We start from the raw sequence: 18,723 nt of genomic DNA on the forward strand, positions 1-18,723 counted from the left end.
CCCATGCGCAGGCTGATCTTTACCCTGCATCTGTACGCCGGTCTGGGCTCGGGCCTGTTGCTTGCCCTGATCGGCGTCACCGGCAGCCTGCTGGTGTTTTATCCACAGCTGGATCAATGGCTGACGCCGGCGCTGACCACGCCGGCCTCCACCGCCACCCCTTTGCCGCTACAGGACATTCTGTCACGGGCCAGCGATGCCGTGGATGGCGCCGAGCCTCGCCGGCTCTACCTGCCCGGCACCAGCGGCGACTACCATCTGGTCCGTTTCGATACCCCACCGGACGCGCCGGGGCCCTTGCAGGTGAACGTGGATCCCTACACCGGCAAGGTCGCCGCCGTGCGGACCTGGGGGGCGTATCCGATGACCTGGATCTACCGTCTGCATTACACCCTGCTGGCCGGTACCACCGGCAAGTACGTGGTCGGCGTATGCGGCATTCTGCTGGCGCTGTTCGCGATTACCGGGGTGTATCTGCGCTGGCCCAAACGTGGGCGCTGGCGGCGCGCTCTCGCCATCGAACGCGGCAAGGGCCGCTTCCGTTTCTATTTCGACCTGCACGGCGCGCTCGGTCTGTATTTATTTCCGGTGCTGATGGTGGTGGCGCTGTCCGGGGTGTTCATGGTGTTTCGCGCGCCGATCACCAGCGCCGTCGCCACTCTGGCCACCGTGACGCCGGCACCTAATCCCCGGTCGGCGCCATCGGCATCCACCCCGGTGACTCTGGACCAGGCAGTCGCCGCCGCGGCCCCGGTCTTCCCCGGAGCCCGGTTGAGCCGGGTCTACCTGCCACGTTCCCAACGGGACAGCTACCGGCTGGCTTATGTCCTGCCCGAATCCAACTGGCAGCGCTACGCGGCCAGTTCGGTCTGGGTGGATCAATACAGCGGCGAGATTCTGGAAGTGTGGGACGAACGCAAACTGGGCGCCGCCGATACCGTGCTGGCCTGGCAGTTTCCCCTGCACAATGGCGAGGCGCTGGGGCTGCCCGGACGCTGGCTGGTGTTCGTGTCCGGCGGGCTGCCTGCTCTGCTGTTCGTTACCGGGGTTTATTTGTGGTGGCGCAAACGGCGGCTGAAGCGGCGGCGCTGAGCGCCCCTCGCCGTCCCGTAAATTCAAAAACGTAGGAGATATGAAATTAGAGGTCGCTACAAGGCCCTATTCGCCAGCAGGGCTGGCTCCTACACATGTAGGAAAGGACCGCAATGAGCCCCATTCAAACCATCAGCCAATTTGCACGCGGTCCTCGACGTAGCGCAATTTCGGTATTTGCGGCCGCGCCAGCGAGAACGCCAGAGCCAGCGGTCCGATGCGGCCCATGAACATCAGCATCATCAGCACACACTGGGACGGCCAGGACAGGTCCCCGGTAATGCCCCGGGACAAGCCCACTGTCGAGAACGCTGAAAACGCCTCGAACAACACGTCCATCACCGCCAGCCCCGGCTCCAGCACCACCATCAGGAATCCGCTCAACGCCACCGCAAGCAGGCTCAGCATCACCACCGCCTGGGCCCGGAATACCGACTCCACGGCAATGGCGCGCCGGAACACCGTGGGCCGCTGGCGACCGCGCAAGAACGCCCTCGTGGCCAGCAGCATGACCATGAAAGTGCTCACCTTGATACCGGAAGCGGTGGAGTTGCTGCCACCGCCGATGAACATCAGAAACATGATCAGCAAGACCGTGGGCGCCATCAGGCCGCCCATGTCCACGGTATTGAAACCGGCGGTGCGGGGTGTCACCGCGGTGAACCAGGCGGCCCAGAGCCGGCCGGATTCCGGCAATTCCCCCAAGGTGCGGGCATTGTTCCATTCAAAACCGAGCACCAGAAACCAGGCGCCGAGACACAGAACCAGGGTGCCGGCCAGGGTCAGCTTGCTGTGCAGGGAAAGCGTGCGCCATTGCCGTTTGCGCCACAGATCCAGCAGCACGGTGAAACCCAGACCACCGATAATAAACAGCGCGGTGATCACCAGGTTGACCATGGGATTGGCGGCCCATCGTGACAGGCTGTCCGGCAGTAAAGCGAAGCCGGCGTTGTTGAACGCCGAGACACTATGGAAAACACTGAACCACAGGCCCCGCGCCACCCCCAGCTCCGGAATCCAGACCACACTCAGCAACCCCGCTCCAATGGCTTCCATGACCAACGCCAGCAACGCGGTGTGCCGGACCAGCACCAGCATATCCGCCGGCGAGGTTTGGTCGGTGGCCTCGCGTACCAGACGTTGGCCGCGCAGTCCCAACCGGCCACCCAGCGCCATCAGCGTCAACGCGGCGAAAGTCATCAGGCCCAGGCCGCCCAGCTGCATCAACCCCAACACCACCGACTGGCCAAACGGGCTGAGATGAGAACCGGTGTCCACCACCACCAGGCCGGTGACGGTAACCGCCGAGCAGGCGGTGAACAGGGCCTGGAAGAGCGTCAACGGCGGCGTGCCGGATACCGGCAGCCATAGCAAAACCGTGCCGATCACGATCAGCAGCAGGAAGCTGCCGGCAAGAATCGCCGGAGGACTGTAACGCCAGGGATGACGCAGGGACAGGACCGCCTCGGTGCGGCCCCTGAGTCCGGGAAACCAGGTTCTCATAAACTCTCGGAGAATCGGCGCAGGGCCGGTTCTTCACCGAGCAGCACCAGATGATCGTTGCGCTTCAGCCGTTGATGCGGACTCGGTTGCAAATCCACGTTCTGGCCATGTTTGATGGCCAGCAGACGCACGCCAATCTCCTCGATCTTGAGATCCGACAGCGGGCGATCCTCCAGCACTTCGCCGGGGCGGATCTCGATAACGAAGTAGTTATCCCCCAGGCTGATGTAATCCAGCATATTGGGGTGGGCCATGGTCTGGGCGGCACGCAATCCCATTTCATATTCGGGATGCAGAACGCGGTCGGCACCGAGCTTTTCAACGATACGGTGATGGACCGGCGTAATGGCTTTGACCCACACTTCCTTCGCTTCCAGGGATTTCACCGCCATGGTGCAGAGGATACTGGCCTCGATATGTTCGCCGATGGCCACCAGCACGGCATCGAAACTGGGCAGGTCCAATTCACGCAGGGCGTCCTCGTCGGTGGCGTCGGCGATCACCGTCTGCGTCAGTTTGTCGACCAGACGATTGGCCTGGCTCTCCCGATTATCGACACCCAGTACCTGATGCCCCAAACGCATCAGTTCCAGCGCCACGGCTTCGCCAAAACTGCCCAGCCCAAGCACGGCGAATTGCTTTTTCATAACGGCTCCCTTGTCCCGGACCCAATGTCAGAGCGTGATGCCGGGTTTCTCATCACAACTGCTCCAACGCTTCCGCCAGAGTGCTCACGGCGATCAGTTCCACCCCGTCCGGCAGGTTGCGCGGCTGATTGGATTTGGGGATCACGGCGCGGCGAAAACCATGTTTGACCGCTTCGTATAGCCGTTCCTGGCCCTGCGGTACCGGACGGATCTCTCCGGACAAGCCGATTTCCCCGAACACCACCAGATCCCGTCCCAACGGCCGGTCGCGGAAGCTGGACACGATGGACAGCACCAGAGCCAGATCAGCGGAGGTCTCGCCTATTTTGACGCCGCCGACCACATTGGCGAACACGTCCTGATCGCCGACCTGGATACCGCCGTGACGGTGCAGCACCGCCAGCAACATGGCCAGCCGGTTGGCTTCCAGGCCCACGCAAACACGCCGGGGGTTGCCGAAATGACTGGCGTCCACCAGCGCCTGCAGTTCCACCAGCAACGGCCGGGTACCTTCCCACACCACGGTGACCAGGGAACCCGGCGCGATTTCCTCGGCGCGGTTGAGGAAAATCGCCGACGGATTCTTCACTTCCTTGAGCCCCTCGCCGGTCATGGCGAATACGCCCAGCTCATTGACCGCGCCGAAGCGGTTCTTCAAACCACGCAGAGTGCGAAAACGGGAATCGGAGGAACCCTCGAGCATGAGTGAGCAGTCGATCATGTGCTCCAATACTTTGGGCCCGGCCAGGGTGCCGTCCTTGGTGACATGGCCCACCAGCAGCAGCACGGTGCCGGTCTGCTTGGCGAAGCGGGTCAGCGCCGCCGCGCACTCGCGCACCTGAGCCACCGAACCCGGCGCCGATTGCAGGCCGGCCAGATACATCACCTGAATGGAATCCACCACCAGCAGGCGCGGTTGTTCCTTGCGAGCCAGCTCGATGATGCGCTCCACATCGGTTTCCGCCGCCAGCCGCAGCTTGTCCTTGGGCAGCTTCAGACGATCGGCGCGCATCGCCACCTGGGACAAGGATTCCTCGCCGGTGACATAAAGACAGGCATGGGCATGAGCGAGACGGCACAGCGTCTGCAACAGCAAGGTGGATTTGCCGGCACCGGGATGGCCACCGATCAGAATGGCGGAACCGGGCACCAGACCACCGCCGAGCACGCGATCCAGCTCGCCCATGCCGGCACTGATGCGCGGGGTTTCCTCGAGAACGATCTCATCCAGATTGCGTACTTCCGCCAGTTGCCCGCTGAAGCCGCTGCGACCGGCGGCGCCACCGGCACGGGACGGGGCGCTGTCCACCACGAATTCCTGCAGGGTATTCCATTGCCCACAAGCCGGACATTGGCCCTGCCATTTGGGGAAATCCCCGCCGCATTCGGTGCAGACAAAAGCGGTTTTCTTCTTCGCCACGGACTCTCCTCGACGCCGGGTTCGGGGGCGGTGCCCCTCGCAGTCAGCCGACCACCCGCTCCGGCCGGGCGGTGATCTGACAGAATAACTCGTAACTGATGGTGCCGCAGGCCGCGGCCACCTCATCCACGGAAACGGTGTCTCCCCACAGCTCCACTTCGTCGCCGACTCGGGCCTCGAGGCCATCCAGTCTCACCGTGATCATGTCCATGGAAACGCGGCCGACCAGCTCTGTGCGACGGCCGTTCACCGCCACCGGCGTGCCATTGGGAGCGTGGCGCGGGTAGCCGTCGCCGTAGCCCACCGCCACCACGCCGATGGTGCCACTTTCCGGGGCACGCCAGGTGGCGCCATATCCCACTGTCTGTCCGGCGCCAATGGGATTCACGGCGATCAGCCGGGCGCTGAAGCGCTGGGTCGGGCGCAGTCCCAATTCACTGGCGGAGCGCCATGGAAACGGCGATGAGCCATACAGCATGATGCCGGGGCGGACCCGCCGCCGGCGCGCCGCCGGGTAGCGGATCAAAGCCGCGGAGTTGGCGGCGGTCACCGGCAATAACAGCTCCTCGGACAGTGCCAACACTTCCGCCAGCTGCCGTTCACTGAGCGGATCGTCCTGCTGATCGGCGCAGGCAAAGTGACTCATCAGGCCGAGCAGACGCACACCGGGAATGGCCCGCAGTATCGCCGCCTGTTCCCGCGCCTGCTCCGGCACCATGCCCAACCGGTTCATGCCGGTATTGATTTTCAACCAGACACCCAGGGGCGCCGGCCGTTTGCTTAACAGGGCCACCTGCCAGGCGGCGTGCACCACCACTTCCACATCCAGACGGGCCGCTTCCGCGATCTCCTCTTGATCGAAGAAGCCCTCGGCCACCAGGATCGGCTCGCGGGCGCCGTGTTCACGCACCGCCCGGGCCTCCTCCATCAATGCCACGCCCAGGCCGTCCACCTGGCCGGCCACGGCATCGGCGGCCAGCGTGAGACCATGGCCGTAGCCGTTGGCTTTAATCATGGCGAACACCTGGGCGCCATCCGCCAGTGTCCGGGCTTGGCCGGCGTTATGGGCCAGAGCCGCAGGCCGTATCTGTAACCGGGTACCGCGCATGATGTTCTCTCCCGCCCCGGCTATTCGTTGTCCTGATACTGCTGGTAGTACTCCGGCGCCAGATCGTCGAAGCGGGTGAACTCGCCGCGGAACGCCAGCCGCACGGTACCGATGGGCCCGTTCCGGTGCTTGCCGATGATGATCTCGGCGATGCCCTTCTCCGGAGTGTCCTTGTTGTAGACCTCGTCACGATAGAGGAACACGATCAAATCCGCGTCCTGCTCGATCGCCCCGGATTCCCGCAAGTCGGACATCACCGGCCTTTTGTTCGGGCGTTGCTCCAACGACCGGTTCAACTGCGACAAGGCGATTACCGGGCAGTTCATCTCCTTGGCCAGCCCCTTGAGGTTCCGGGAGATCTCCGAGATTTCGTTAACCCGGTTATCGGCGCCGGGCACCTGCATCAACTGCAGATAGTCAACCATGATCAGGCCGATCTCCCCCCCGCATTCCCGCGCTACCCGGCGCGCCCTGGCGCGCATTTCCAGCGGGCTGAGCGCGGCGGTGTCGTCGATGAAGAACTTCTGTTCACTGAGCATCTGGATCGCCGAGGTAATACGCGGCCAATCGTCCTGCTCCAGACGCCCGGAACGGATCGCGCCCTGATTGATGCGGCCCAGGGAGGACAGCATCCGCATGACGATGGCATCGGCGGGCATTTCCATGGAGAACACCAGCACCGGCTTGCCCGCCTTGATCGCCACGTTCTCGCACAGGTTCATGGCGAAGGTGGTCTTACCCATGGACGGCCGCCCCGCCACCACCACCATGTCCGACGGCTGCAGACCCGCGGTCATCTTGTCCATTTCCTCGAAACCGGTGGTGACCCCGGTCAGGGAATTCTTGGTGCGGTACAGCTCGTCGATGCGGTCCACCGCTTTCTTCAACACCGATTTGATGTTCTGCGGACCAGAGCCCTTCTTCTGCTGTTCGGCGATCTCGAAAATCGACGACTCGGCGGTATCGAGGATTTCCAGGGAAGGCTTGCCCTTGGGATTGAAAGCCAGATCCGATACTTTGTGCGATACCTGGATCAGCTGCCGCAAAATACTGCGCTCGCGAACGATCTCCGCATAGGCGTTGATATTGGCGGTACTTGGCGTGTTGCGGGCCAGTTCCGAGAGATAGGTGGCACCGCCCACGTCGTCCAGCTCGCCACGATGAGTCAGGGCCTGGGAAACGGTAACCAGATCGCTGGGCTTTTCCTCTTCCACCAACTGGCCGATCACCTGGAAGATCAGCCGATGCTCTTTGCGGTAGAAGTCCTTTTCACCGACCCGCTCGGCAACGTCGTCCCAGGCCTCATTATTGAGCAGCAGCCCGCCCAGCACCGCTTGTTCCGCTTCCACGGAATGGGGAGGTATACGCAGGCTGTCGGGAAGATGGTCATCCAACGCAAGAGACTCGTTCATGGTGGGTCCGTTTTGATTCAAAGACTCGGAGAAAGGGTGATACGAATCGGGACATCATATAACAAAAAGGCACTGCCCGATGGTCGGACAGTGCCTTGATTGTGTCACCGCGCCCCGGGAGGGGCAAACCGGCGCGGGATAGCGGCCGTGATTACTCGGCCGGTACCACCGCCAGTTTGATGGTCACGGTCACATCGGCGTGCAACGCCAGGTCGATTTCGTACTCGCCGGTTTGACGCAGCGCGCCGTGCGGGAGCTTCACTTCGGCCTTGGACATTTCCACACCGGTCTGCTCGGTGATGGCGTCGGCGATGTCGCGGGTGCCGACGGAGCCGAACAGCTTGCCTTCGTCACCGGACTTGGCGCCGATGGTCACGGACGCTTCGGCCAGCTTGTCAGCGCGCTCTTGAGCGGCCGCCAGCTGCTCGGCGGCTTGTTTTTCCAGTTCCGCGCGACGAGCCTCTACTTCGGCCAGGTTACCCTTGGTCGCCGGCAGGGCCTTGCCTTGCGGGATCAGGAAGTTACGGCCGTAGCCGGGGCGAACGTCCACCACGGAGCCCAGATCACCCAGGTTCTTGATGGTTTCCAGCAGGATCACTTGCATGACGGTCCCCTCGGCTTAATTGTCGTGGCTGTCGGAGTACGGCAGCAGCGCCAGGAAGCGGGCCTGCTTGACCGCGCTGGCCAGCTGGCGCTGATAACGTGCTTTGGTGCCGGTGATGCGGCTGGGCACGATCTTGCCGGTTTCGGTGATGTAGGCTTTCAGCGTGTCGAGATCCTTGAAATCAATGTACTCAACACCTTCCGCGGTAAAGCGGCAGAATTTGCGACGGCGATAAAAACGGGCCATGGTTTTCTCCTCGATTCCTAGTCCAGGGGCTCCAGTGTTTCCACGATCAACTGCAAACGGTCCCGGGCTTCACCCTTGTAGCCGGCGCGGCTGAGAAAGCCGCCGACTCTGACCCGTTGTCCTTCCTTCAGGTGCTTCGCCAGGGCGGTCTTGCCGCCGGCGAGTACCAGCCCGATGCGGGCCTGGACTTCACGGGGATGGCCGTCTTCAAGCTGCCGGGACCGGTGCTCCAGCCAGAGACGCTGGCGGGGCACGCCACCCGGCGTTACGGCCACCTTTTCAAGGGTGACGATGATGCCGGTGAGCTCGCAGTGATTACGCTCGGAAATCAGCTGGCGGCCTCCTCCTTCTCGTTGGATTTCGCCAGCGGGGACGGCTCGGTGATGGCCTTCTCGCGACGAATTACGAGGTGACGGATTACGGCATCGTTGAACCGGAAGGTGTTTTCCAGCTCGGCGAGGGTTTCGCCGTCACATTCAATATTCAGCATCACATAGTGTGCTTTGTGGATCTTGTTGATCGGGTAAGCCAGTTGACGGCGGCCCCAGTCTTCAAGACGGTGGATGGTGCCTTTGCCATCGGTAACGATCGCGCTGTAACGCTCGATCATGGCGGGCACTTGCTCGCTCTGGTCCGGGTGGACCAGGAACACGATTTCGTAGTGACGCATTGTTGGCTCCTTACGGATTGGGCAGCTTCCCGAATATCGGTGAAGCAAGGAGTCCGCCCGCCACCGGGTTGGCGGCAGGCGAAGGGCGGGGATTCTATCTCAGAAGGCGCGCGGGCTCAAGAGCGGCCGCGGGCACGGAGGTGGAACAGCATCACCCCGGTGGCCACGGACACGTTCAGGCTCTGCACATCGCCGGCCATGGGGATCGACACCAGGTCATCGCAGCGCTCCAAGGTCAGGCGCCGCAGCCCCTCGCCTTCGGCGCCCATGACCACCGCCAGGCCCGGATCGGGCTGGTAGTCGAACAAGGACACACTGCGCTGATCCAGGGCCGCCCCGGCCACACGGATGCCCCGTTCCTGCAGCGCCGCCAGCAACTGGGCCAGATTGCCCACCTCGAAGTATCGCAGCGATTCGGCGGCGCCGGCGGCGCTGCGGCAGGCCACCGGTGTCAGCCCGGCGGCGTGGCGGCGCGGCACAATCACCGCATCGACACCGGCGGCGTCGGCGCTGCGCAGGCAGGCCCCCAGATTATGAGGGTCCGTGACGCCCTCCAGGATCAGCAGCAAGGGCGGCCTCTCAAGCCCATCCAGCAAGACCGCCAATTCGGATTCCCCGCCCGGCACGCGCGGCCGGGCCCGGGCCACCACGCCCTGATTCTGCGGGCCCGCCAGCTTCTCCAACGATTCCCGGCGCGCGGACTGCACCGCTATGCCCTGACCCAGCGCCTGTTGCATCAACGCATCCAGGCGGGCCTCGCCACGTTCGGCCCGGCGGTCCAGGACAAACAGCTCCAGGACCGCTTCCGGCCGGTGCCGCAGCAGCGATTCCACCGCATGGATACCGGAGTACATCACCGGCTTGTCCATGGCACCTTTACGGGACCCCGATTTGCCCCGGGGCGGGGCGGAGGGACGCTTGCTCATCCGCGACGGCGCCCCCGGCGGGCGGACTTGGACTTGGGCTTGCGCTTACCGTCCTTGGGAATCTCGCCCTTGGCCAGCTTTTCCCGGGTGCCGCCGCCCTTGGCGGCCGGCTCGGCGGCCTGTTTCGGCGCCTTGGCGGCCTTCTTGGCCTTGCCGGAGCGGCCTTTCTTTCCCGGCCGCGCGGACGTGGAGCTGATCAGTTCCAGGTCGATCTTGCGCTCTTCGGTGTGCACCCCGGCCACCTTCACGCAGACCGCGTCACCGAGACCATAACGGCGCCCGGAGGATTCCCCCACCAGCACCATGTTGACGTCATCGAAGCGGTAGTAATCGCTATCCAGGTTGGCCACATGCACCAGGCCGTCGATATGCAGATCGTTGATTTGGACAAACAGCCCGAAAGCCGCCACGCCGCTGATCACCCCATCGAATTCCTGCCCCAGGTGCTCCTCCATATATTGGCACTTGAGCCACTGCACCACATCACGGGTGGCGTCATCCGCGCGCCGCTCGGTCATCGAGCAGTGCTCGCCCATGGTCACCATGTCCGCCGGACTGTAAGGCAGGATGCGTTCGCGCGGAATCGCCGGCAGCTCGCCGGGATTGTCCACATGGGGACTGTCGGCGCCGGAGCGGATCAGATAGCGGATGGCCCGGTGCACGAGCAGATCCGGGTAACGCCGGATCGGCGAGGTAAAATGGGTATAGGCGTTGTAAGCCAGACCGAAATGCCCTTTGTTGCCGGCCTCGTATTTGGCCTGGCTCATGGAGCGCAACATCATGGTCTGAATCACCTGCCGGTCCGGGCGCTCGGCGATGTCCCCGCCCAGTGCCTGGAACACGCTCGGCAGGATTGGCCCGTCGGACCAGGCCAGGCTCAGCCCAAGCCCGCCGAGGAACTGCTGCAGATTGCTCAGGCGCTCTTCCTTGGGCGGCTCGTGATTACGGTAGAGCGTCGCCACATCGGCCTTCTCCAGCAGGCGGGCGGCACAGATGTTGGCCGCCAGCATCGCTTCCTCGATCATGATATGCGCCACATTGCGCACCACCGGCACGATGGCGCGAATCTTCTGATTCTCGTCGTAGAGAATCCGGCTCTCGTCGCTGTCGAAGTCGATGGCGCCACGCAACTCCCGGCGGCTGCGCAGAGCCTGGAACATCTCGTGGAAGGACCAGATCATATCGATGGACTCGTCGTCCAGCGACGCCACCGTTTCCTGGGCCAGCTCGGATTCCGGTTCCTCGATCATCGCCCCGACCTTGGTATAGGTCAGGCGGTGGCGGGAGCGCATCACCCCTTCGCGAAACACAAAGCGCGATACCCGGCCGTTGGCGGAGACCAGCATGTCGCAATAGAGACACAGCCGGTCCACATGGGGGTTGAGTGAACACAGCCCGTTGGACAGCGCCTCCGGCAGCATCGGCACCACCCGGTTGGGGAAATACACCGAATTGCCACGCTTGTGAGCTTCGTTATCCAGCGGACTGTTGGGATGCACATAGTGGCTGACGTCGGCGATGGCGACGATCAGGCGCCAGCCGCCACGGCGGCGGCGGGACACGTATACGGCATCGTCGAAATCGCGGGCATCCTCGCCATCGATGGTCACCAGCGGCAGGTCGCGCAGATCGACCCGATGAGCCTTGGCCTCATGGGGCACTTCCGCGCCAAAGCGGGCGGCGGCTTCTTCCACCCCTTCCGGCCACTGGTAGGGGATCTCAAAGCGGCGCAGCGCCACCTCCACTTCCATCCCCGGCTGATCCGGCGTGGCAATGATCTCCTCCAGTCGCACCAGCACATGATGGTCACGCGAAGGATACTGGGTGATGACGCCGCGAACGTGATCGCCCGGGCTCGGTTTGAGGCCATTATGGTCCTCCACCAGAACTTCCTTGGCGATACGCCGGTTCTCCGGCTCGATGAAACTGACCCCCGCCTCGCGACGGAAACGGCCAACCACCTCGGTCACCGCCCGTTCGGCGATCTCGACAATACGCGCCTCGCGCTTGCCGAAGCGGTTGAAGCCTGCTTCGTTCACCAGCACCCGGTCGCCGTCCATGACCTTTTCCATCTGGCGCGGCGCCAGGAACAGATCGGACAGGCTGCGATCATCGGGGATCAGGAAACCGAACCCGTCGCGGTGGCCCTGCACGGTACCGGCGACCAGATTCATGCGAGAGACGATACCCAGTTTACCGTTGCGGTTTTCCACCAGCTGGCCGTCACGGAGCATGGCCTTGAGCCGGCGCTCCAGGCCAATCAGGCCGTCTTCGCCCACCGCCAGCAGTTCCGCCAGTTGCCGCTGATCCAGCGGCTTGCCCTGGTCATTCAACACTTCAAGGATCAACTCTCGGCTGGGAACCGGATTCTCGTATTTCGCCGCTTCCCGATCCGCGTGGGGATCCGTGTAGCGTTTTTTTGATGACATTCAATACCCTCAAAAACAAATGTATGGGTTGGCCGGCGCATAATGCGCCTCAATTTGGCTCGTGGGAAAAACGTGGCAAGCCGGTCTCCCTGGCAAGGCGTTGTGGGCGCCGGAGATGAAACCAATATGAAGCAAATGGGACGACTTTTTTGCAGAAACCGTTTGACATCGGGCCATCATATACTAGAATGCACGCGCTTTCGCGATGAACGGCCTGATTTTTTCAGCCTTTCACGCCAAGCCGAGGTGGTGAAATTGGTAGACACGCTAGCTTCAGGTGCTAGTGGGGGCAACCCCGTGGAGGTTCAAGTCCTCTCCTCGGCACCAATTTAAAAAAGGCTCCCAAACGGGAGCCTTTTTTGTTTCGGCGAGGTTCGGACTCCCGGCCCACGCAAAGACTCACAGCGGGCGATATCCCGCTGTGGCGTGGGCGCGCAAAGCCATGCTTTCCGCCCTCTCCTCGGCACCAATTTAAAAAGGCTCCCAAACGGGAGCCTTTTTTCGTTATGGCGAGGTTCAGCCCACGCTCCCTCCTCACCCCCCTCCTTCCCATATACAACAACCAACATAAAACCGTCATAGCGGCTCATTAGCATCGCTCCCACCCAATAACCTGACAGGGAAGAGCACTATGAGACGCCTTACTCGTCGTGATTTTATTCGTGCCTCGGCGCTGGGCATGGGCGCGGTGGTGGTATCCTCCGGCCTGACCGGCTGCGGCGGCTCGTCCTCAAACCGCAATTCGGACAATGGCAATGAGCGCCTGGTGGCGTTCCACCATGGCGTCGCCAGCGGCGACCCGCAGACCCAGGGCGTCATTCTGTGGACCCGGGTGACCCCGGAAGACGGTGATACCTCACCGGTATCCGTGAGCTGGGAAGTGGCCAGTGACGCGGACTTCACTCAACTGGTCAATGAGGACAGCACCGAGGTCCGGCAAGCCTACGACTATACCCTCAAGGTGGATGTTCAAGGGCTGGAGCCCGGCAAAACCTACTACTACCGCTTCCATGCCGCCGGCGTCACCTCCCCGGTAGGCGTTACCCGCACCCTGCCGGAAGGCAATGTGGATCAGGTCACCTTCGCGGTGCTGTCCTGCTCCAACTATCCAGCGGGCTTTTTCCATGTCTACGCCGAGGCCGCCAAGGAAGCACGGCTGGATGCGGTACTGCATCTGGGTGACTACCTCTATGAGTACGCCACCGACGGCTACGACGGCGACCAGGCCGAGGAGATGGGCCGCGCCCTGCCGGAAAACAACGACCTGGAAATGATCCAATTGGTGGATTACCGCCGCCGCTATGCGCTCTACCGCACCGACCCGGACCTGCAGGCCCTTCACGCCAAGGCGCCGTTCATCGCCGTTTGGGATGACCACGAAATCGCCAACGACGCCTGGATGGAAGGCGCCGAGAACCACGATCCGGCCACCGAAGGCGATTATCTGATGCGCAAGCAGCGCGCCCTGCAAGCCTACTTCGAGTGGATGCCGATCCGGCCGTTCGACGACAACGACCGGGAAATCATCTACCGCAGCTTCCACTATGGCGACCTGGTCAGCCTGCACATGCTCGACACCCGCATCATCGGCCGGGACGAGCAGCTCAGCTATACCGATTACCTGACTGATACCGGCCTCGACGCGGAGGCGTTCACCGCCGCGGTCACCGATCCTAATCGGCACCTGCTCGGCACCACGCAGTTGAACTGGCTCAGTGAGGCACTTGCCACCTCCAGCGCCACCTGGCAGGTACTGGGCCAGCAAGTGCTGATGGGACGCATGCTGATGCCCGCGGAAATGCTGCAGGGCCTGCTGGCTCCGGCCCCCGAGCTGGTCACCCTTATTGAAGAACTGACCACTCTGAAAGGACGCTATCTGCAAGGCGACCCAACCCTGACCGAGGAAGAGATCGCCCGTATCACCACTGTCCTGCCCTACAACCTGGACGCCTGGGACGGCTACATGGCCGAGCGCGAGGTCCTGCTGCAAACGGCCAAGCAGTTGGGCAAGAACCTGGTGGTGCTGGCCGGCGACACCCACAATGCCTGGGCCAGCCATCTCACCATTGACGGCGGCGAGGGCAAGCAAAGCGTCGGCGTGGAACTGGCCACCGCCTCGGTGTCCTCGCCGGGCCTTGAGTACTATCTGCAATTACCTACCGAAGCCATTCCCCAGGCGGAGCAGGCCATCACTCTGCTGGTGGATGACCTGCAGTACCTCAACGCCAGCCAGCGCGGTTATCTGCGAGTCACCTTCACCGCCGAGGAAACCCGGGCGGACTGGCGTTTTGTATCCACGGTGAAAAGCAGCGACTATCAGGTGGACGAGGCACGCGGGTATTCGATGACGGTGCAGGCAGGGAGTCCGGCTCTGACCCAGGCGGACTGAAAACAGCGGGGGATGGTGAACTTGCATACGCCGCCGAAGTGGCCCAATATCCGGGCCGCACGCAGACTCGAGCGATAACGTGGTCCCTATGCAAAAGAATCAAGCCACCCCCGCCCTTCATGCCTCCCGGGGCCGTCGCCTGCCCGTATTGGCACTGGCCCTGTTTCTGGCCTTGCAAGCGCCAGCCTATCTGCCGGCAACCGCGCGGGCCGAGGTACACCCGGAAATTCAAAAGGCCAACGAACAGCGAGCCCGGGCGGAGAGGCGTCAGAAATTTCTGCTGCTGTTTCCCGCCGCCGCCCTCGGCATCACCATCGCGCTGATCATCATCAAACGCCGCTGAGCCTGCTCACGCTCTCTACACCACCGCTCAATCAAGCAGGTCCGAGTAGTCCCGGTTCTTGTAACCTTTCAGGGTAGTCCAGGGAGCCGGCTCCGGATCGGCGATTTCCCTTGCCTCGATGGTGCGGCCGGACAAACCGTGTTCGTCCCGGGAACGGATGGACACCGCGTAGCGGCGCTCGGGATTCCACACCAGGGTGATATGCTGGGAGCCACGTTGCATCTGGTAGGTTTCGACACCGTCAGCCACCGAGGACGGCTCCAGGGAAGACAGGCTGGCCGGATCCACCAGCGCCCAGGTTTCCACCCAGTGGCCGTCGTAGCCTACGTTGCCATAATACGGCGGCGCGATATCGATCAGACGCTGTTCGTAACGATCCACCAATTTGACGTCGACGTTGCCGCTGTCATCCCGCTGAATCCACAATGGCGCGCCTACCACGTCGGCGTGTTTGTGGCCAAGACCACCATGATGATGATCATCGTGATCCCGTTGTGCCGCCTCGGGCACTTCCCGTTCCACCCATAGGGTGTTTTCCTGCCGGTACAGTTTTTCCGCGTAGGACAACTCCTGCCGCACACCGTCCTTGCCCACCTGCCACTGGTGGTACTCCACGCGCAATGCGGAAGCGGCTTCCGCCCAGGCGGCCGCCGGCCAGGCCAGGGCCATCACCACCCCCAGCATGCTCAGCCGGGCCAGACTTTCGATTCTTCCAACAAGCATCATTTAACTACCCATAAAAAACTGCCGGGAGCAATTTTAACGTTGCTCCGCGACGGCCCGAAGGGTGACCGCCACGGACGGCGGTCATAAAAAAGGGTGGCCGAAAGACCACCCGTGAACACCGGAAAACTCAGAGCCCCATGGCTTCGTGGATCAAATCAAATACTTCCACGTTATCCAGGGTACCTTTGAACAAATCGCTGCCGGCGCCGCCCGCGTTCAAGCGAACATCACCGCCACCGTGAGTTTCAGTGCCCGGTCCACCCAGTTTCACGCCCACTTCCTGCAGGTAATCGTCCTGCAGCACTTCGTCCTCGGTCAACGTGGCCCGATCCGCTTCACGGGGGCCGCCGCCATTACCGAACACCAGGGTAGTGAAGGGCTTGCCCTGAGCGTCCAGCGCCAGCCCGCCGGTGCGGTATTCCTTCAACAAGCCAAGCACCGGATTACCGATCTTGGAGTAACCATTGAACGCCATGACGTGATCGTGATCCGCGGTAACGATGATCAGAGTATTGTCCAGATCCACTTTTTCCATGGCAGCGGCAATGGCCTGGTCGAATGCCAGCGTGTCCTCCAGCGCGCGCTTGGCATTGGTGCCGTGCAGCGCGTGGTCGATACGGCCGCCCTCCACCATCAGGAAATAGCCGTCCTGATTGCGGGACAGGATATCGATGGCGGTGCTGGTCATCTCCGCCAGACTCGGCTCATCCAAATCGTTATTGACCCGATCCAGCTCGTAGTTCAGATCACTGCTGTTGAACAGACCCAACAGTTTGTCCGTGCTGCCCGGATCGACATTGCCCAGCTCCGAGCCACTGCTCACGTAAGTGTAACCGGCGTCCTGCATTTCCATGATCAGATCGCGGTCATCACTGCGGCGCCCCTCGGGGGCCGGCAGGAAGTGACGGCGGCCACCCCCCAGGATCACATCGATACCGTCGGCCCCCAGCGCACTGTTATAACCGTCACCGCCGGGCACCATCTGCGTGGCAATGGTATTTTCAGCATTGCGGTTACAGATATGAGCATAGGTAGTAGCAGGCGTTGCATGGGTGATACGCGTGGTGGTCACCACGCCAGTGCCGTAGCCCTTGGCCTTGAGGATCTCGAGCAGGGTTTCCGCCGCCTCACCGTTACCGGTTTCCGGGCAGAGGCTGTCACCATCGCTCTGGTACGGATTGCCATCATCATCGTTGGGGTTGGTATCCGGCGTCATCGAAATCACTTCGTTCTTGGATTTCATGCCGGTCATATAACTGGCCATACCGGGAGCGCTGTCGGTGGTCTGGGCGTCCTCGGAGTAGGTCTTGATGCGCGCGGCGTAGTCCAGCTTTTCCATCGCCAGTATATGGGTCTCCGGCACTTCCAGTCCGGCTTTTTCACCGGCGTAAATGCGTGCCGCGGTTTGTGTTACCGGGCCCATGCCGTCACCAAGGAAGAAAATAATGTTCTTGGCCTGAGCGGCGCTGACCGGCTGGGTCATCAGAGAGGCGGCACAGCAGATCAGTGCACCGCCAATAACGGAACGTTTCATGTTTCTCTCCTGCTTTAATTGGCGGTTCAATCCAGATCCAGGGCGGCCTTGATCTTGCCGAAAACTTCGGTGTTGTCGATGACACCGTGGAAGACGTCGGCCCCCATACCAACCGCCCCCAGGAATACGTCACCACCACCGTGGGTTTCACTGCTGAGCTGAATGACCGCTTCCTGCAGGTAGTCATCCGCGGCGGTTTGGGTCTCCGTCAACGCGACGCGGGTAGCGGGACGATTCGGGCCATTACCGAAACCGAGAATGGTGTAGGGGTTACCATCAACATCGGTGCGCGGCTCCCCTTTGTTCGGACCGTTGGCGTAGTTACGAACCATGCCCAGAACACCGGCATGCTCCTCCGTGGTCTTGCCGGTACGCTCGGCGTAACCATTAATCACCAGAGTGTGATCATGGTCCGCGGTGACCACGATCAAAGTGTTTTCCAGACCCGGATCAATCTCTTCCATTTTCTCCAACGCGGTTTTTACCGCGTTATCGAACGCGATGCCGTCGGTCAGGGCACGCTTGGCACTGGTGGCGTGCAGCGCATGGTCAATACGGCCGCCTTCTACCATCAGAAAAAAGCCATTGTCACGGGGGCTGAGCAAATCGATGGCCTTGCCGGTCATTTCCGCCAGGCTCGGCTCCTGCGTGGGAATGCGGTCAAGCTCATAGCTCATATCGCTGCTGGTAAAAATGCCAAGCAACTTTTTGGTGTCGTCGGCCACACTCATCAAGGCATCGGTGTTGTCCACGTACTGATAGCCGGCGGCTTGCATTTCCTCGATCAGGTTGCGGCCGTCGGTACGGCGACCGCTCTGATCCGCGGGCAGGAAGTGACGGCGGCCGCCACCGAGCATGACGTCGACACCATCACCAAGGGCGGCATTGAAGCCGTCCCCGCCCGGCACCATCTGCGCGGCGATGGTGTTTTCACCATTCCGGTTGCAGATATGGGCGTAGGTGGTTGCCGGAGTGGCGTGAGTAACCCGGGTGGTGGTGACCACGCCGGTCGCGAATCCCTGCCCTTTCATCAGCTCCAGCAGCGTTTCGACCGGAGCGCCGTTATCCTGCTCACAAGTGCTGTTGCCGTCAGCGTCCACGTATTGGGAACCGTCCGGTGCATAAGCATTGGTGGCGGTGCTCATGGAGATAACTTCATTCTTCATCTTCACGCCGGTCATGTAAGCGGCCATGGAGGGCGCGCTATCGGTCACCTGACCATCCGCGGAGTAGGTACGGACGAAAGCGGTTTCCGGCAGTGTATCGATAGTGATGCTACCCGCCTCGCCAGCCTCGAAGATGCGCATGGCGGTCAACGTGGTGATACCCATGCCATCACCCAGGAAAAACAATACGTTTTTTTTGGTGGTGGCTGGTGGCGGCGCATCATTGCTGTCGCTGTCACTGCCGCATCCGGTCAGCGTTACGGCCAGGGCGAGCCCCGCCATTTTGAGCATTTTCATCAGCACTTCCTGTCTCATCGTCATGTCTTCGGCCCCCAACTGGGCAAGGGGCCACCCCGGCAAGGAGTATTCGAAATGTTTATGACAGTTTTTAGATACTTTCAGAAATGTGCAGCGAAATGGCCGTCATCTGCTTTTATATGTAACGATATAACAAATCACAGTGCGGCAAGGGCCATGCAAATCGAAGTCCTGAATTCGTCGCCGGCCG

17 protein-coding genes and 1 tRNA gene are annotated in these 18,723 nt (G+C 62.0%); 4 read left to right on the forward strand and 14 right to left on the reverse strand.

Translation table 11 applies throughout. The features are described 5' to 3' along the window. The first annotated feature begins 3 nt into the window (after positions 1-3). A complete protein-coding gene (locus tag CRO06_RS00620; protein ID WP_097057485.1) occupies positions 4-1,092 on the forward strand; it encodes a PepSY-associated TM helix domain-containing protein in 1,089 nt (362 codons plus the stop codon). Positions 1,093-1,224: 132 nt separating this feature from the next. On the opposite strand, the gene CRO06_RS00625 is transcribed toward CRO06_RS00620, so the two are convergent. From CRO06_RS00625 to rnr, 11 genes are all read right to left on the reverse strand, one after another. Then, positions 1,225-2,595, reverse strand: a complete 1,371-nt coding sequence (locus tag CRO06_RS00625) for a TrkH family potassium uptake protein (protein WP_022993834.1) — start codon at positions 2,593-2,595, stop codon at positions 1,225-1,227. After that, positions 2,592-3,242: a potassium channel family protein gene (locus CRO06_RS00630; RefSeq protein WP_022993835.1), complete on the reverse strand. Its 651-nt coding sequence runs from the start codon at positions 3,240-3,242 to the stop codon at positions 2,592-2,594. The genes CRO06_RS00625 and CRO06_RS00630 overlap by 4 nt, the downstream gene beginning before the upstream one ends. A 52-nt stretch (positions 3,243-3,294) precedes the next feature. Further along, a complete protein-coding gene (radA, locus tag CRO06_RS00635) occupies positions 3,295-4,662 on the reverse strand; it encodes a DNA repair protein RadA (protein WP_022993836.1) in 1,368 nt (455 codons plus the stop codon). A 43-nt stretch (positions 4,663-4,705) separates the two neighbouring features. After that, positions 4,706-5,770, reverse strand: a complete 1,065-nt coding sequence (gene alr, locus CRO06_RS00640) for an alanine racemase (RefSeq protein WP_022993837.1) — start codon at positions 5,768-5,770, stop codon at positions 4,706-4,708. Positions 5,771-5,790: 20 nt separating this feature from the next. Next, positions 5,791-7,182: a replicative DNA helicase gene (gene dnaB / locus CRO06_RS00645; RefSeq protein ID WP_022993838.1), complete on the reverse strand. Its 1,392-nt coding sequence runs from the start codon at positions 7,180-7,182 to the stop codon at positions 5,791-5,793. A 151-nt stretch (positions 7,183-7,333) separates the two neighbouring features. Then, positions 7,334-7,786 carry a 50S ribosomal protein L9 gene (gene rplI, locus CRO06_RS00650; RefSeq protein WP_022993839.1) on the reverse strand — a complete coding sequence of 151 codons (453 nt, stop codon included), beginning with the start codon at positions 7,784-7,786 and terminating at the stop codon, positions 7,334-7,336. Positions 7,787-7,801: 15 nt separating this feature from the next. Then, positions 7,802-8,032, reverse strand: coding sequence for a 30S ribosomal protein S18 (rpsR, locus tag CRO06_RS00655; protein WP_014993157.1), 231 nt, complete (start codon positions 8,030-8,032; stop codon positions 7,802-7,804). A 17-nt stretch (positions 8,033-8,049) separates the two neighbouring features. Then, positions 8,050-8,391, reverse strand: a complete 342-nt coding sequence (priB, locus tag CRO06_RS00660; RefSeq protein WP_309599193.1) for a primosomal replication protein N — start codon at positions 8,389-8,391, stop codon at positions 8,050-8,052. Continuing rightward, positions 8,361-8,702 carry a 30S ribosomal protein S6 gene (gene rpsF, locus CRO06_RS00665; protein ID WP_022993840.1) on the reverse strand — a complete coding sequence of 114 codons (342 nt, stop codon included), beginning with the start codon at positions 8,700-8,702 and terminating at the stop codon, positions 8,361-8,363. The genes priB and rpsF overlap by 31 nt, the downstream gene beginning before the upstream one ends. 116 nt (positions 8,703-8,818) lie before the next feature. After that, positions 8,819-9,628: a 23S rRNA (guanosine(2251)-2'-O)-methyltransferase RlmB gene (gene rlmB, locus CRO06_RS00670; RefSeq protein WP_425319663.1), complete on the reverse strand. Its 810-nt coding sequence runs from the start codon at positions 9,626-9,628 to the stop codon at positions 8,819-8,821. Beyond that, positions 9,625-12,057, reverse strand: a complete 2,433-nt coding sequence (rnr, locus tag CRO06_RS00675) for a ribonuclease R (RefSeq protein ID WP_022993842.1) — start codon at positions 12,055-12,057, stop codon at positions 9,625-9,627. The genes rlmB and rnr overlap by 4 nt, the downstream gene beginning before the upstream one ends. 240 nt (positions 12,058-12,297) lie before the next feature. Here rnr and CRO06_RS00680 point away from each other — a divergent pair. From CRO06_RS00680 to CRO06_RS00690, 3 genes are all read left to right on the forward strand, one after another. After that, positions 12,298-12,384, forward strand: a tRNA-Leu gene (locus CRO06_RS00680). A gap of 304 nt (positions 12,385-12,688) precedes the next feature. Beyond that, the gene (locus tag CRO06_RS00685; RefSeq protein ID WP_097057486.1) at positions 12,689-14,446 is read left to right on the forward strand and encodes an alkaline phosphatase D family protein; all 1,758 of its coding nucleotides are present in this window, start codon (positions 12,689-12,691) and stop codon (positions 14,444-14,446) included. Between the two features lie 88 nt (positions 14,447-14,534). After that, entirely contained in the window at positions 14,535-14,789 is a 255-nt protein-coding gene (locus CRO06_RS00690) for a hypothetical protein (RefSeq protein ID WP_022993844.1), read from the forward strand. A gap of 27 nt (positions 14,790-14,816) precedes the next feature. Here CRO06_RS00690 and CRO06_RS00695 read toward each other — a convergent pair whose 3' ends face one another. The 3 genes from CRO06_RS00695 to CRO06_RS00705 form a co-directional block, all read right to left on the reverse strand. Next, positions 14,817-15,515: a hypothetical protein gene (locus CRO06_RS00695; protein ID WP_022993845.1), complete on the reverse strand. Its 699-nt coding sequence runs from the start codon at positions 15,513-15,515 to the stop codon at positions 14,817-14,819. Between the two features lie 127 nt (positions 15,516-15,642). Continuing rightward, positions 15,643-17,049, reverse strand: a complete 1,407-nt coding sequence (locus CRO06_RS00700) for an alkaline phosphatase (protein ID WP_097057487.1) — start codon at positions 17,047-17,049, stop codon at positions 15,643-15,645. 26 nt (positions 17,050-17,075) lie between these two features. After that, positions 17,076-18,536, reverse strand: a complete 1,461-nt coding sequence (locus tag CRO06_RS00705) for an alkaline phosphatase (RefSeq protein WP_097057488.1) — start codon at positions 18,534-18,536, stop codon at positions 17,076-17,078. Between the last annotated feature and the right edge of the window lie 187 nt (positions 18,537-18,723).

Origin of the sequence: Alloalcanivorax xenomutans, assembly GCF_900217905.1 — a bacterium.
GTDB classification, from domain to species: Bacteria; Pseudomonadota; Gammaproteobacteria; order Pseudomonadales; family Alcanivoracaceae; genus Alloalcanivorax; species Alloalcanivorax xenomutans.